Raw genomic sequence first — 13,923 nt, 5'->3', positions numbered from 1 at the left:
TCCGGGCTCTGCCCACCGGTATCGGTCTCGGGAGGAAAAACCGGAATCGGCAGCGTGGCCACCGAGGACGGCGTCACCGGTGGGGACGTCGGCAGGGTCGTCGGCGCCGCGGTGGGTTCGGTCGGCTCCGGCGATTCGGTGGGTGTGCCCGGTTCCTCGGTCACCGGTGGCTGATCCACGGGCTCCTGGGTATCGGGGACACCTGGGACACCTGGCTGCCCGGTGGGCTGATTACCGCCGGGCGTGCTCGGCTCGACCCCCATGATGCTCGGCACCGTGCTTTCACTGGGGCTCGGGCGCGTCGTCTCGGAGACGCTCGGGGGCGACGTCGAGGTCTGCTGCTGGCTACCCGGCGGCGGCACGGCATGCTCCAACTGCTGGGCGGCTTCCGGCGAAATCCTACGCAGCTCCGCGAGCAACTGCTGCCAGCGTTCCAGCAGCACATCGCGCTTGGCGGGATCGTCGACCTGAGTGGCATTGGTCGATGCCTGCTCCAGACGAGCCCGCGCCTGCTCCGGATTGCCCTGTTCGATCAGTGTCTGCGCGGCGGCCATATCGTCGTCGGCGCGCTGCACAACGGTCGACTGGGCCTGCTCGCTGAACACGACCTCTTTGACCCGCCACAGCGGATCGCCCGGTTCGGCCGCGTAGGAGAAGGCGGTCATACCGCCGGCCACCAACGCCACCGCCGCCGCGGCACCCGCGATCGGACGCAGCAGCCGCAGCCTGCCACCCGTACGGGCACTGATTCGCGCCTGTCTGGCCCCGATCTCCTGGTTGACCGCTGCCACCACGGTGTCCAGATCCGGCGCGTCCGGTAGCGGCGGCGCGATGATCTCGGCCCGCCAATCTGCCAGCAACGCCGCCAGCTGGGTTTCCTCGGCACTCTCGGTCTGGACCGGTCCCTCGCTGGCGATGGCATCAATCAGCGCGTCGTCGCGGCGCACCGCCACGATGTCGACCGGCCCGGTGTCGCTCCCGGAGCCCTCGGCGTAGGGACCGGTGTCCCGCGAGTCGCGGCGCGCCTTCCAGTCGCCCCGACCGCGCCCGCCATCCCTAGCCATACATTTCACCTGCCCTCGCCACTTGTGACTTCAACTTTGCGAGCGCCCTGTGTTGGGCGACCCGTATCGCTCCCGCCGTACTGCCCACGGCGGTCGCGGTTTCCTCCGCTGACAAACCCATGACCAAGCGCAGGATCAGGATCTCCCGATGCTTCTCAGGAAGCGTCGCGAGCAAGCGGTTCATCTGCCTGCTCGTCTCGGACTCGAGAGCTCGCTGTTCCGGCCCATGGTCGGTGGATATGACATCTGGTACTTCGGCCATCGCCTCCGCCTTGTTACGTGAGGCATTGCGATGGGCATCGGCGACCTTGTGCGAAGCGATTCCGTACACGAAGGCCATGAAGGGCCTGCCCTGGTCCTGATACCGGGGCAGGGCTGTCATGACCGCCAGACAGACCTCCTGCGCAACGTCGTCCGCGGAGAGTTGTCCACGCTCCGCGGCTCCGATCCGCGCGCGGCAATAACGCATCACCAGCGGACGGACCGTCTCCAATACCTGAGCTAGAGCGGATCTGTCGCCCTGCGCAGCGGCAGCGACGGCGAGGTCCAACTCTTCGCCCGTGTGCGTCATCGTCAGAGAAATTCCTGGCGTTACAAGTGGCACGGTCGGTGTAGACCGGTGCTTCCGCTGATCGAGCGGAACGCGTCTAACAATAGCGATACTCACGGCGGCGCCGGACAAGACGGTCGATCATTACGATTCCCCGAAGGAACGGAACCGGCCACCGCGCTCGGCGATCGCCGCCGTGCAGTATGCGACATCCCTTTGCGTGTCGCCGCTCACGGCGCCAGGAAGCCCGCCGCGCAGCATCGCGCACGCCCATCGCAAAGGCAGCAGATCGTGCTCGCGGCACTGGTCGGCGACCGCATCGGCCAGTTCGCCCGCCCGATCCACGTCCCCTGTAGCCATGGCCGCCGCCGCGACAAGCAGCCGCGATTTCACCTGGTGCCTAACCGAAGAACCGGCTTCGGCGAGAGCAAGCGCCACCTCGGCGCAGGGCAGCGCGGACGCACCGCGGCCCCCCGCCAGCGCGGTCTCGGCGCGCACCCAGTGCCAGCGCACCCACAGCCGCCGCCGAACACGGCTGGGATCGTGGTGATCCAGTATCCGGTGGGCGCGTTCGAGCAACCGCGCCGCCAGTTCGAGACGCCCAGCGCCGAGCGCGTCGGCCGCCAGACCCGTCAGCGCGTCACCCGCCGCAGCGACCGGATGAGGCAGGGCGTCGGCGGGAATCGCCTGCGGTTCGACTCCGGCGGGGAGCGTTTCGGCTGTGGTGCTGCGGCCGAAGGTATTTCGCTCGAGCGAAGGCAGGATCAGCGCGGCCGCACGGCCGTCGTAGCGGGCAGCGCGGTCATGCCAGCCGAGTTGCCGCAGCAGTGACCCCTCGGTGGACGCGGCAAGGGCGAGCAACACCGGGTCAGCCGAGCGCATTCGCAGGTTCCGCAGTTCGACACGGGCGGCCGCGTACCGGCCTTGGCCGCCCAGAAGCACCGCCCGCCACCACTCTTCGAGTCCGTCGCGGGCCGCGGGCAACTCGCCAGCGGACCGCCCAGGACGGGCGCCGAAAGCCGCGTCGGCGAGTAGCGCGGAAGGGGAATCGAGGGGTGAAACCGGCGCGAACACCGCCGCACTCTATCCCGGATTCCGCTATCGCGATGGCCGCCGCCACAACTTCCCATCCGGTAGCAACTTTTCAGCATTTCAATTGTCCACCGCATTGCCATCGGGTAAAACTCGTCCGGACAATCCATGAGCACATATGCATGGAATTCACCAGCGTTTCGCGTAATTCACCGGGCGTCCAGTTTGCGCCATCTCTGATCACGCCTCTATCACAGGCCACCCCCGTCGCAGCGAACCCGAACCCTCGCCACCACCGGCAAAACCGCTACTACCCGCACAGATGACCCAGAACGCCATAGGGGCGACACCCCTGGCCGCCAGGCAACCACCCAGTATCACCGAATGCATTAGCAAAAGTAAACAGCCGGTTGGTTAAATCTTTCCGTTGAAACAGTAGGCAAACTGCTGCACCGAACTATTGACGGAATTTCACGGCTAGCCCTAACGTAACTCATCGCCACGGGCGGCGCCGCGCGAAAACATGGCGTCCGCCTACGGCGAGGCCGCGGGCACCGCCGACCGTACCGCGGCCGGAGAACGCTCGGCCGGACGGACGCCGGGCGTCGCACAACCGTTGCACATCACCGCTCGACAATGCCGACGAGCTCGCGCCGCAAGGAGTTCACACATGTCCATGCCCACCCACCTGCCCGGGCCGAACGCCGATGTCTGGGATTGGCAGATGCGCGGCTCCTGCCGTGGTGTGGACTCTGCGGTGTTCTTCCATCCCGACGGCGAACGCGGCCGCGCCCGCACCGCACGCGAGATGCGCGCCAAGGAGATCTGCCGCGACTGCCCGGTGCTGATGCAGTGCCGCACCCATGCACTCAAAGTCAGCGAGCCCTACGGCATCTGGGGCGGCATGTCGGAAACCGAGCGGGAGATGCATGCGCGCCGCAACCGGCGCCGCATGACCGTCTAGCAGAAAACGGCCGCGCGTACGTACCGGGAGCAGGTGTGCCCGACTCCCCCATACGGACATCTGGGAATATCTCCCATCCGTATCCGGCAGGGCGCCGAATTCCTAGCAAACACCGGCCAACGAGGACTTATACCGAGCCGCGCTGCGACACAGTCCGCGACTCACGCCTCGACCAGACCTGGTGCGACAGGGCCAGCGGTCACCACCGACGACCCCTGCCGCACAGGTGGCACGTTGTTCGCTGACACCCTGCCGAAGGGAGGTCATAGCGACGCGCTACAGTAGTGACCGATGACACAGAATGGAGCGTTGTGACAACGCGGCCGCCGGCCGCAGAGGGCGACTCGTTCCGTGGAGAAGCCTTGCCACCCAGCGTGGCATCTGCGGTGTCGGCACGCGCAGCCGAAAGTATTGAACTTGCCGCGCTTTTGCGTCGATGCGGCCAGTCGGATCAGGAAGCCTTTGCCGAGCTGTACGACCGAACGTGCACCCGCGTGTACGGCTTGGTGCTGCGAATCCTGCACGACCCCGGATACGCGGAGGAGACCACACAGGAGGTCTACCTCCAAGCGTGGCGGACCGCAGCCAGTTTCGACCCGGAGAAGGGCTCGGCGGTCACCTGGTTGATGACGCTGGCACACCGCCGCGCCGTCGACCGAGTACGCGCCGAACAAGCCCACACCCAACGTGAAGTTGCCTACGGCATCAGGGTGCTGGGCAACGACTTCGACGAGGTCACCGAAGAAGTCGAGCGCAAGCTCGAACAACAGGCCGTCCTGGACAGTCTCGCGTCGCTGACCGAAACCCAACGGGAGGCCATCTCGCTCGCCTACTACGGCGGGCGAACCTACGCTGAGGTGGCCCTCCACCTGGACGTAGGATTACCGACCGTTAAGTCCCGGATACGGGACGGTTTGACACGACTGAAGAAAAGTTTGGGGGTGACGTGAGATGAACGAAAGCCAGATCGATCTCGCGCACACCGTCGCGCTCGGATCGATCGACGACGAAGACCATCACGCAGTACAGAAAATGCTCGACCACGAAGACCCCGCCCTGCGGGAAGCGTTCATCATCGAGATACATCGGACCAGAGAAGCCCTCAGCGCACTCGCCACTGCGACGGCGGCACAGCCGCCTGCGGGGCTGCGCGCGCGGCTGCTCGCGGCGATCAACGCCGAGCAGCCGCCGGTCGCTTCCTGATTTCCCGAGTCAACTCTCCTGGGTTCCCGCGTTCCGACTCCGGACGGCCCCGATACCCGAACGGACCGCTCCATATCCTCGAGGAACACGAAGCGGTCCGTTACGTCGCAGTCGCACCATCAGCGCCCACTCGACCGGCAAATGTTTGCTAGGCGCTCAGCAGTGCCTTGCCCTCACCGAGTCTCCCGCCCGGCCGCGCGGCTCGGCGTATAGACCACCGCGCTGCCGGGGGCGGCGCCATAAACACAGTCAGTGGCTGTGGCCGTGAGCCTGCTCTTCGGTTTCCTCCGGCTTGTCCACCACCGCGCTTTCGGTGGTGAGCACCATCCGGGCCACCGATGCGGCGTTGACAACCGCGGAACGGGTCACCTTCACCGGGTCGACAACACCCTCGGTGAGCAGATCACCATAGCTGAGGGTGGCGGCATTGAAACCTTCCTTGCCCTCACCCTCGGCGACTTTGCTCGTCACCACGGAACCATCGACACCCGCGTTGGTGGCGATCCAGTACAGCGGCGCCCGCAGCGCGGCCCGCAGCACCTCGGCGCCGACCACCTCGTCACCGGACAGCGTCGCGATCAGCTCGTCCAGTTGCGCACCCGCCTGCACCAGCGCGGTGCCACCACCGGCCACGATGCCCTCCTCGACCGCGGCCTTGGCCGCGCTCACCGCGTCCTCGACTCGGTACTTGCGCTCCTTGAGCGCGGTCTCGGTGGCAGCACCGACACGGATCACCGCGACACCGCCGGCCAGCTTGGCCAGACGCTCTTCCAGCTTCTCCCGATCCCAGTCGGAATCGGTCGCCTCGATCTCGCGGCGCAGCTGAGCGCTGCGGGCCGCGAGGTCTTCGCTGGTGCCCGCGCCGTCGATGATGGTGGTCTCGTCCTTGGTGACCACAACACGACGGGCCTTGCCGAGGACCTCCAGCCCGGACTCACGCAGGCTGATTCCCAGATCCGGGTTGACCACGGTGCCCGCGGTGACAACGGCCAAGTCGTCGAGGAACGCCTTGCGACGATCGCCGAAGAAAGGAGCCTTGACCGCAACAGCCTTGAGCGTCTTGCGGATCGAGTTGACCACCAGGGTGGACAACGCTTCGCCCTCGACGTCCTCGGCGACGATCACCAGAGGCTTACCGGATTCGGCAACCTTCTCCAGCAACGGCAGCAAGTCGGGCAGCGAAGTGATCTTGTCGCGGTGCAGCAGGACGTAGGCGTCCTCCAGCACGGCTTCCTGACTGTCGGCGTCGGTGACGAAATAGGGGGACAGATAACCCTTGTCGAACTGCACACCCTCGGTGACAACCAACTCGGTTTGCAGCGTCGAGGATTCCTCGACAGTGACAACGCCGTCCTTGCCGACGGTGGTCAGCGCCTTGCCGACCATGTTGCCGATCTCCTCATCGCGCGAGGAAACGGTGGCGACCTGGGCAATGGCCTGCTCGCCGGAAACCGGGGTGGCCTGCGCGAGCAGCGCCGCGGAGACCGCATCGGCGGCCTTGCTCATACCCGCGCCGATCGCGATCGGATTGGCGCCTGCGGCAATGTTCTTCAGCCCGCTCCGAACCAGAGCCTGGGCCAGGACGGTAGCTGTGGTGGTGCCGTCACCCGCGACATCGTTGGTCTTGGTGGCGACGCTCTTGACCAGCTGGGCGCCGAGATTCTCGAACGGATCCTCCAGGTCGATATCACGCGCGATGGTGACACCGTCATTGGTCACAGTCGGGCCGCCGAACGCCTTGGCGAGCACCACGTGACGGCCACGCGGACCGAGGGTGACCTTGACCGCGTCGGCGAGCTTGTCGACACCGCGCTCCAGCGCCCGGCGAGCCGACTCGTCGAACTCGATCTGCTTTGCCATATGTCTTCGCTCCTGTGTTTATGGCGCCGCCTCCGGCGGCGCGGGGTCGGGGCCGTGCCTGATAGCACTGGCCCCGACCGGGCTGCCCGGTTGGCGGCGCGCGCAATGCATTCCGCCCCGGGGCCTGATAACGACCACCGGGGCGGAATGCATATGCGGCGGCCTGTTACTTGCCGACGACAGCCAGCACGTCGCGCGCGGACAGGATCAGGTATTCCTCACCCTGGTACTTGATCTCGGTGCCGCCGTACTTGCTGTAGATGACGGTGTCGCCCTCCTGGACGTCGAGCGGGATGCGCTTCTCGCCCTCGTCGTCCCACCGGCCGGGGCCGACGGCGACCACGGTGCCCTCCTGCGGCTTTTCCTTCGCCGTATCAGGAATGACCAGGCCGGAGGCGGTCGTCGTCTCGGCCTCGTTGGCCTGGACGAGGATCTTGTCCTCGAGCGGCTTGATGTTCACGCTCGCCACGTTGAGCCCTCCACTTTCAGGGGATAACGGTCGTCCGAAACTGTTGTCCCGGACCATCGATTCGGTCACGATGCTGACCCTGCGCATAGCCCCGTCGTCGCGGGTGCCGGGACCGCCTGCTCAGTGTCAAGCTTGGCACTGACGCGTCACATAGTGCCGACTAGCACTCTATACGTGAGAGTGCCAGCGCTCAAGACCGGGCGGTGCCAATGTCGGAACGCCACCACGCCACCTCGGCCACCACGCCGTGAAGCCATCTCGACACGCCGCCGACCAGGGCCGACACTGCCGCCGATGCGCATAGCTTTTCTTTACCTCCCGAATTCTGTAACGTTCGGATAACGGATTGTGACAACATGGGCGACGGTTGTACGCAGGGGCGCTGCTGTCAGCGCGAGGCAGCGACCCGGTGGGCAACGGTTCGCCGTGCGTCGCGAACGATCCGCCCAGCGTCACCAACGAGCACCACAGTGATACCGGCCGGTAGCGACCCACCCGGACAACGCCTCCGGCCGGATACCGAACCCGATCGATAGTCATTCCGTACACCGGTTCCGGCAGACCATCCGACATAGCCGGCCACAGCAGGGCCATCCGCTCGAAGGGAGGTGAACATGCGAACATCACTCGGCATCTCCGCCGGGAACGAAGTCGTGTGCTCGGCGCTGGTCACGACAGCACCGAACGGCGCCCAGACCTTCGACTACCGCATCGTGTCCGCGGAAGCGCACTCCGACCTCGGCGACCTCGTCACGTCATCGATCGAACTGATGACCACCCAGCTGCCCGCGTCACACCCGCACCACGCCGCACCGGCCGGTGGCGGCCATGTCGCGAGCACCCGCTCGTCCGGGCTGGATGCGGTGGCCGAGCGTCCGCCCACCGGTGTCGCAGTGGCCTACCGGAGCAAGGAGCAGGCTCAGGCGATCCGCTCCGCCGCAGGCAGGCAGCACAGTCTGCGGTTGGTCCAGGAGGTGGAGGCCGCACTCACCTACCTGCGCGACACCGGCCTGGTGGACCGTTACATAACGGTCGGCGTGGTCGATCTGGGAGCCTCCGGACTCAGCGTCACCGTCGCCGAACAGGCCGACGGCTCGGTGTTGCATTCGGCGCGCACCAATTCGGTCAGCGGCCGCGCCATCGACGATCTGATCTACCACCACCTGGTGGACCAGCACTATGCCCGGCGCAGCGCCCGCCCCAACCGGTCCGTACTCGTCAACCGCGCGCGAGCCGCCAAGGAGCATCTGTCCATCGCGCCCGCGGTCACCGTCGACCACGTCGCGGGAAAACCGCTCCAACTCACCCGCACCCAGTTCGAAGACCTCATCGCCGACCTGCTGCGCCAGCTCGCCGCGTTCACCGTGGTGTCGTTGCGCCGCGCGGCGAAACAGCCGGAATCAGTGGTGGTGATCGGCGGCGGCGCGAATATTCCCTCGGTGCTCGACGCACTGGAGCGCGAACTCGACATACCGGTGCTGACCGTCCCCGACCCGGACGCGGTGATCGCCAAAGGCGCCGCGCTGTTGGCGGATTCGGCACAGCCCGCATCGCAGCCGGTGATGCTCGGCGGCGATGCACCCGTCGGCACCTTCGCCAAGGTCGCAGGGGTGCTGATCGGCGCGATCGTGGTGGTCGGGCTGATCATCGGCTACGGCGTCACAACGCTGGCGCCCACCTCCGGTGAAGAGGTCTCCCCCGCAGGCACCACCAGCAGCGCGCAACTACCGCCTGCACCCCCGGCTGTGCCGACCACGGAAGCCGCCGCCCCTACGTCGGAGCAGACGCCCGACATCACCCGCCCGCCCGACACCACCATCGCGCCGACCACCACCTACCCCGTACCGCAACCCGTCTATCCGGCACCGTCGTCCAGCGCGAACAGCTCCACCACTGCACCGAGCCCGAGCACATCTCAGCCGAGCACATCACAGCCGACACTGCGCCCGGACCCGGACCTGCCGCCGATCCCGTTCCCGGAACTGCCGGAACTGTTCGGCCCGCTGCTGCCTTCGACCACACCGCCTGCGGAAACACCCACGCCCGAAGGACAGACACCGGCGCAGGAGGACAGCGCAACCGGCACCCCCGGCCCGGATGCGGAGGGCCCGGCGCCCCTGCTCGAGGAGGGCACGCCGACGCAGTCACCCGCGCAGACAACGCGCCCGCCGAGCCCACCGCGCCCGAACTCCGGATCGGCCGGCTGACGAACACCCCCTCGGCAAGCCACACCAGCTCCGCAACTCGTGCACGACCTCGTCGCCAGGACGACACGGCCCTGCCCACCCGCGAACGCCGCCCCACCGACCCGCGACAACCGAATGATGGCACCAGCAACGGCAACTCGCCTTCTCAGCGAAGACCCGACCACCGGCGCAACCGGCAGCGAACACCAGTTGCTGCGCTCAGCCCACGCAGCTCACCGAGACCGGCAGGCCGGGATCCGAGGCCACATCAACGGAAACGGTGGCGCCACTGGCAAAGACGGCCCACGCCGCCCGCTCAGAGCAGGCCGAACACCGCCGCGTAGTAGCGAACTCCGTTTGTTCCGGTCAGCCGACGCGGCTCACCGAGACCGGCAGGCCGGGATCCGAGGCCACCGTCAGCGGGGACGGTGGCGCACCGCCGGCGATCACATGGGCGCCGAGTGCTGCGATCATGACGCCATTGTCGGTGCACAGCCGGGGTTTCGGCACCCGCAGCGTCAAACCCGCGGCCGCGCAACGTTCCTCCGCGAGGGAGCGGATGCGGGAGTTCGCGGTTGCCCCGCCGCCGAGCACCAGCGTGTCCACCCCTACGTCTTTGGCGGCGCGTACGGCCTTCATGGTGAGCACGTCGGCGACGGCTTCCTGGAAGGCGGCCGCGATATCCGGTATCGGCAGATCCGCGGCGGCGACACCGGAGCGCTGGGCTGCTTCCACATAGCGGGCGACCGCTGTTTTCACACCGGAAAAGGAGAAGTCGTAGCGCGGGTCGCGGGGGCCGGTCATACCGCGCGGGAAGACGATCGCGTTCGGATCGCCGGCGGCCGCCGCGGCGTCCAGGGCGGGCCCGCCGGGGAAACCGAGACCGAGTAGCCGGGCGACCTTGTCGAACGCTTCTCCGGCGGCGTCGTCGACCGTGCTGCCCAATTCGACGATGGGTTCGGCCAGGTCGGTGACGTGCAGCAGATGGGTGTGTCCACCCGACACCAGTAGCGCAACGCAGGGCGGCATCGGGCCGTGCTCGAGCGTGTCCACCGCGACATGACCACCCAGGTGGTTCAACGCATAGAACGGCACATCCCAGGCCGCCGCATAGGCTTTCGCAGCGGCAACCCCGACGAGCAGCGCACCCGCCAGGCCGGGGCCGATAGTGACCGCGAGCGCGTCGGGGCGGGCGATCTCCGCGGCGGCCAGCGCGCGGCGCATCGCGGGCACGATCGCCTCTAGATGAGCGCGCGAAGCGATCTCCGGGACCACCCCGCCGAACCGGGCGTGCTGGTCGACGCTGGATGCCACCTCGTCGGCCAGCAGTTCGCATGTCCCGTCCGGGTGGTGGCGCACGATGCCGACTCCCGTTTCGTCGCAGGAACTTTCGATGCCCATGACGATCACGACAGCACCTCGTCCGGTTCCGGCGCGCCCCACGTTACGGGCACGGCCGACAGCGCGGGCCTGCGCATCGTGTACGCGTCGGCACCGCTGGGGTGGTAGTAGTTCTTGCGCAATCCGATGATGTGGAAGCCGTGTTTGGCGTAGAGCGCGATAGCGGGGGCGTTGTCGGTGCGGACTTCGAGGAATACCGGTCCGCCGCGCCGCCCGGCCACGGCGAGCAGCGCCTCCAGCAGCAATGTGCCGACACCCGCGCGGTGGTATCCGGGGTCGACGCCGATAGTGTGCACCTCGGCTTCGGGGTGGCCTGCGTCACCGAGCAGCGCGATACCGGCGTAGCCGACCATCCGACCGGTATCGTCGCGGGCGGTCAGATAGCGGTTGTGCACGGCCGCAAGCTCCGACCGGAAAGCCTCCGCATGCCATGGGTCGTCCTCCGGGAACAGCAGCTGCTCCAGTTCGACGCACCGGTCGATATCGGCGACGACCATCGGTTCGATTCGGAAACCCATCGTCACGCTCCCGTCGGATCGAGGGTGCGGTAACTCTTCTCGACCGCGTCCGGCCTGCGCAAATACAGCGGCACCAGCGGGTCCGGGACCGCGCGGGCCAGCACCTCGGCGGCCGCGACCCGCACTAAACCTGCCGGCGACGGTGTCTCGACCGGCAACACCGGTAGGTCGAACAGATCGACATGCGAGGCAGAACCAGCGATCACGGTGGCTTCGGCGAGGTCCAGATCACCCGGTTTGCCCACCACGGGACCGGCCACTCGGCGGCCACCGAAATCACGGTAGCGGGCCGAGTAGACCTCGCGGCGCCTGGCATCGGTGACCACGAGCAGTTCGGCCTCGGCCGTCAGATCGGACGCGGCGTCGACAGCGATCGCGTCCAGGCTGCACACGCCGTATACCGGGATCCCCAGGGCGTCGCCGAAGGCAGCTGCCGTGGCCATGCCTACCCGCAGCCCGGTGAACGGGCCGGGGCCTATACCGACCACAACCGCGGCGATATCTGTCCTGGAGCTGCGTGTTTCGGTGAGGCATTCGAGGATCTGCGGGGTGAGCACTTCCGCGTGGGCGCGGGCGTCGACGCGCACACGCGAGGCGAGGGTGTGCGCCTGTGCCGAGGTGTGGCCGTACGGGAGCACGTGGTGCGCATCGGCCGCCGCCTGCTCCAATTCCACCAGTCCCGCTGTAACGGCGGGTGTCGCGGTGTCGACAGCGAGTACAAGCATGATTGGGCCAACGATACCGGGTGGTCCCTACTCCCGGTGGGGTGCGCGTACCGTGAACTCAGTCGCCGTCCGGCCGCCGCACCCATTCCCAGGTTGCGGTGCGCACATCGGAGTCGGGCTCCCGGATCAACCGCACCAGCAGATGACGTTCGGCCAGGTGCTCGACCACCCCGCCGCCCCATTCGACCACGACCACCGCATGATGCAGGTCGGTGTCCAGATCGAGGGCGTCGAGTTCGTCCAGGCTGCCGCCGAGCCGGTAGGCGTCGACATGCACCAGTGGGACCGGCGGGCCGTCGGTGCGCTCACCTGCCCGATGCTGCCTGGCGATGATGAACGTGGGCGAACTCACCCGTCCCTTGACCCCGAGTCCTGCGGCGATCCCGCGAGTCAGCGCCGTTTTACCCGCGCCAAGCGGGCCGTCGAGGATCACCAGATCGCCGGCGCGCAACCCGGTCGCGAGTTCGCGGCCCAGCGCTTCGGTATCGGCGACGGTGGGCAGCACGCGGCGCTGCCGAGCGGTGCCCGGCCTGTCCTCACCCATGGCCGGTTTCCCCGATCTCGGCCGTGTCGACCACTCCCGCACGGACCAGCAGCCGGTCCAGTGCCTCGTTCGTCAGCTCCGGGTACTGCATATGCGGCATATGCGCGGCATCAGGGAAGCGCACGAGTTCACTGTTGGGGAGTTCGCGGGCGAGGGCGCGGGAGTTGCGGAACGGGATCACCAGATCACGCACGCCGCCGAGCACCAGTACCGGCAGCGGGGCCAGCACGGGCAGTGCGGCCGACTCGTCGTGCAGTTCGATCGCGGCGAGGAATTTCACGATCGTCTCCACGGGTGTGCGGTCGATCACCATGGTGGTGAACCGGGCCAGGGTGGGGCTCACCGGGCCGTGGAACGAACTCGCGTGCAGGATCGGTGCGATCACATGCCGGGCCGTGACGCGTCCGGCCTGTACCAGCGCAGGTGCGGTGTGGACGGCGATACGGAAACCGTCCAGGGCGGGGCTCGGCAGCAGCTGGCCGATACCCGCGGCCGTCACCTCCGCGGCGGCGGTGGACAGCAGCGCGACCCCGCGCACCCGCTCGGTGAATGGTTTCGGATTCCGGGCGGCGGCGGCCAGTACCGCCATGGCGCCGAGCGAATGCCCGACCAGCACCAGCGGCCCGCGTGGCGCCTTCGCATCGATAACGGTCAACAGGTCGCGGCCGAGCTGGGCGATGGTGCAGCCTGCGGTTTCCGGCGCGCCGGAACGGCCGTGTCCGCGCAGGTCGAACAGCACGACCCGCAGCCGCGTGCCCCAGCGTTCTTCCAGGTGGCGACGCTGGAAATGAAACGAGTCCATGCTGTTGCAGAAACCGTGTACGAAGACGACGGTGAGCGGTGCGTCGGCGGGTCCGCATTCGCGAGTGGCCAGCCGCACCCCGTCGTCGGCGACCACTTCATCAGCCCGATCGGAGTCGATCAGCGCGAAGTCCTCGTCGCGGTAGTCGTCGCGGATCGGCGGCCACAGCACCCGGGCGCCCGCACGGCGTAGCGCCTGCACGCCGGCGAGCGCACCGATCACGCCTGCGGTGGCGAGGCCGCCCCGTAAGAAGGACACCTTGCGGGTCACCGGTCACCGCCCCGGTAACGCCGGATCGCGCGACCGCGTGGCGAGCACACCACCTCGTAGTGGATGGTGTGCAGCAGGTCGGCCCAGTCCTGCGCACGTGGTTCCCCGTGGTCGCCGGGTCCGAACAGGATCGCGGTATCGCCCTCGCGGACACCTGCTGCGTTATCGCCCAGATCGACCACCAGCTGGTCCATGCACACCCGGCCCACGTTGGGCCGCCGGGCCCCGCCCAGCCACACGTCGAAACGCCCGCCGAGGACACGCGACACCCCGTCGGCGTAACCAGCGGGTATCAGCGCGACGGTGGTGTCGTGCGGGGCGATCCATTCGTGCCC

The 13,923-nt window shown here is 67.7% G+C and carries 15 protein-coding genes; 4 read left to right on the top strand and 11 right to left on the bottom strand.

Going from position 1 to position 13,923, the window contains the following annotated elements:
• The 3 genes from B0T44_RS24785 to B0T44_RS24775 all read right to left on the bottom strand — a co-directional run.
• Positions 1 to 1,064: anti-sigma-D factor RsdA (locus tag B0T44_RS24785; protein ID WP_081512666.1), on the bottom strand; the 1,064-nt coding region annotated here is incomplete at its 3' end.
• Positions 1,057 to 1,635 (bottom strand): sigma-70 family RNA polymerase sigma factor, encoded by a 579-nt coding sequence (locus B0T44_RS24780; protein WP_077116819.1) that lies wholly within the window; start codon positions 1,633 to 1,635, stop codon positions 1,057 to 1,059. The genes B0T44_RS24780 and B0T44_RS24785, both read right to left, overlap by 8 nt.
• 123 nt (positions 1,636 to 1,758) lie before the next feature.
• Entirely contained in the window at positions 1,759 to 2,688 is a 930-nt protein-coding gene (locus tag B0T44_RS24775) for a hypothetical protein (RefSeq protein WP_077116820.1), read from the bottom strand.
• A gap of 628 nt (positions 2,689 to 3,316) precedes the next feature.
• Here B0T44_RS24775 and B0T44_RS24770 point away from each other — a divergent pair.
• The 3 genes from B0T44_RS24770 (at position 3,317) to B0T44_RS24760 (ending at position 4,813) form a co-directional block, all read left to right on the top strand.
• Positions 3,317 to 3,610 carry a WhiB family transcriptional regulator gene (locus tag B0T44_RS24770; protein ID WP_077116821.1) on the top strand — a complete coding sequence of 98 codons (294 nt, stop codon included), beginning with the start codon at positions 3,317 to 3,319 and terminating at the stop codon, positions 3,608 to 3,610.
• Between the two features lie 374 nt (positions 3,611 to 3,984).
• Positions 3,985 to 4,560, top strand: coding sequence for a sigma-70 family RNA polymerase sigma factor (locus B0T44_RS24765; RefSeq protein WP_077117006.1), 576 nt, complete (start codon positions 3,985 to 3,987; stop codon positions 4,558 to 4,560).
• Between the two features lies 1 nt (position 4,561).
• Positions 4,562 to 4,813, top strand: coding sequence for an RskA family anti-sigma factor (locus tag B0T44_RS24760; RefSeq protein WP_077116822.1), 252 nt, complete (start codon positions 4,562 to 4,564; stop codon positions 4,811 to 4,813).
• A gap of 249 nt (positions 4,814 to 5,062) precedes the next feature.
• On the opposite strand, the gene groL is transcribed toward B0T44_RS24760, so the two are convergent.
• Positions 5,063 to 6,673, bottom strand: a complete 1,611-nt coding sequence (gene groL, locus B0T44_RS24755; RefSeq protein WP_077116823.1) for a chaperonin GroEL — start codon at positions 6,671 to 6,673, stop codon at positions 5,063 to 5,065.
• Between the two features lie 166 nt (positions 6,674 to 6,839).
• Positions 6,840 to 7,142, bottom strand: coding sequence for a co-chaperone GroES (gene groES, locus B0T44_RS24750; RefSeq protein ID WP_030522227.1), 303 nt, complete (start codon positions 7,140 to 7,142; stop codon positions 6,840 to 6,842).
• 614 nt (positions 7,143 to 7,756) lie between these two features.
• Between groES and B0T44_RS24745 the strand changes: the two genes are divergently transcribed.
• Positions 7,757 to 9,349 carry a DUF7159 family protein gene (locus B0T44_RS24745; protein ID WP_077116824.1) on the top strand — a complete coding sequence of 531 codons (1,593 nt, stop codon included), beginning with the start codon at positions 7,757 to 7,759 and terminating at the stop codon, positions 9,347 to 9,349.
• A 345-nt stretch (positions 9,350 to 9,694) separates the two neighbouring features.
• Here the strand turns inward: B0T44_RS24745 and tsaD are convergent, their stop codons facing one another.
• The 6 genes from tsaD to B0T44_RS24715 all read right to left on the bottom strand — a co-directional run.
• The gene (gene tsaD, locus B0T44_RS24740) at positions 9,695 to 10,738 is read right to left on the bottom strand and encodes a tRNA (adenosine(37)-N6)-threonylcarbamoyltransferase complex transferase subunit TsaD (RefSeq protein ID WP_077117007.1); all 1,044 of its coding nucleotides are present in this window, start codon (positions 10,736 to 10,738) and stop codon (positions 9,695 to 9,697) included.
• A complete protein-coding gene (gene rimI, locus B0T44_RS24735; protein WP_077116825.1) occupies positions 10,735 to 11,247 on the bottom strand; it encodes a ribosomal protein S18-alanine N-acetyltransferase in 513 nt (170 codons plus the stop codon). Before rimI ends, tsaD begins: the two co-directional genes overlap by 4 nt.
• Positions 11,248 to 11,249: 2 nt before the next feature.
• Positions 11,250 to 11,972, bottom strand: coding sequence for a tRNA (adenosine(37)-N6)-threonylcarbamoyltransferase complex dimerization subunit type 1 TsaB (gene tsaB / locus B0T44_RS24730; protein WP_077116826.1), 723 nt, complete (start codon positions 11,970 to 11,972; stop codon positions 11,250 to 11,252).
• A gap of 58 nt (positions 11,973 to 12,030) precedes the next feature.
• Positions 12,031 to 12,516, bottom strand: coding sequence for a tRNA (adenosine(37)-N6)-threonylcarbamoyltransferase complex ATPase subunit type 1 TsaE (gene tsaE / locus B0T44_RS24725; protein ID WP_077116827.1), 486 nt, complete (start codon positions 12,514 to 12,516; stop codon positions 12,031 to 12,033).
• Positions 12,509 to 13,588, bottom strand: coding sequence for an alpha/beta fold hydrolase (locus tag B0T44_RS24720; protein WP_077116828.1), 1,080 nt, complete (start codon positions 13,586 to 13,588; stop codon positions 12,509 to 12,511). The genes tsaE and B0T44_RS24720 overlap by 8 nt, the downstream gene beginning before the upstream one ends.
• Positions 13,585 to 13,923, bottom strand: a 339-nt coding sequence (locus B0T44_RS24715; protein WP_303246079.1) for an alanine racemase C-terminal domain-containing protein, incomplete at its 5' end; no start/stop codon positions are given. The genes B0T44_RS24715 and B0T44_RS24720, both read right to left, overlap by 4 nt.

It is taken from the genome of Nocardia donostiensis (assembly GCF_002081715.1).
Classification (GTDB): Bacteria; Actinomycetota; Actinomycetes; order Mycobacteriales; family Mycobacteriaceae; genus Nocardia; species Nocardia donostiensis.
Note: the sequence above shows the minus strand (reverse complement) of the source record. Positions and strands in the feature narration are given on the sequence as shown.

What these genes read in the sequence shown, in the direction of transcription:
- B0T44_RS24780 (WP_077116819.1), bottom strand. Translation starts at nt 1,635, where the DNA reads ATGACGCACACGGGCGAAGAGTTGGACCTCGCCGTCGCTGCCGCTGCG.
- B0T44_RS24770 (WP_077116821.1), top strand. Translation starts at nt 3,317, where the DNA reads ATGTCCATGCCCACCCACCTGCCCGGGCCGAACGCCGATGTCTGGGAT.
- B0T44_RS24760 (WP_077116822.1), top strand. Translation starts at nt 4,562, where the DNA reads ATGAACGAAAGCCAGATCGATCTCGCGCACACCGTCGCGCTCGGATCG.
- groL (WP_077116823.1), bottom strand. Translation starts at nt 6,673, where the DNA reads ATGGCAAAGCAGATCGAGTTCGACGAGTCGGCTCGCCGGGCGCTGGAG.
- B0T44_RS24745 (WP_077116824.1), top strand. Translation starts at nt 7,757, where the DNA reads ATGCGAACATCACTCGGCATCTCCGCCGGGAACGAAGTCGTGTGCTCG.
- rimI (WP_077116825.1), bottom strand. Translation starts at nt 11,247, where the DNA reads ATGGGTTTCCGAATCGAACCGATGGTCGTCGCCGATATCGACCGGTGC.
- tsaB (WP_077116826.1), bottom strand. Translation starts at nt 11,972, where the DNA reads ATGCTTGTACTCGCTGTCGACACCGCGACACCCGCCGTTACAGCGGGA.
- tsaE (WP_077116827.1), bottom strand. Translation starts at nt 12,516, where the DNA reads ATGGGTGAGGACAGGCCGGGCACCGCTCGGCAGCGCCGCGTGCTGCCC.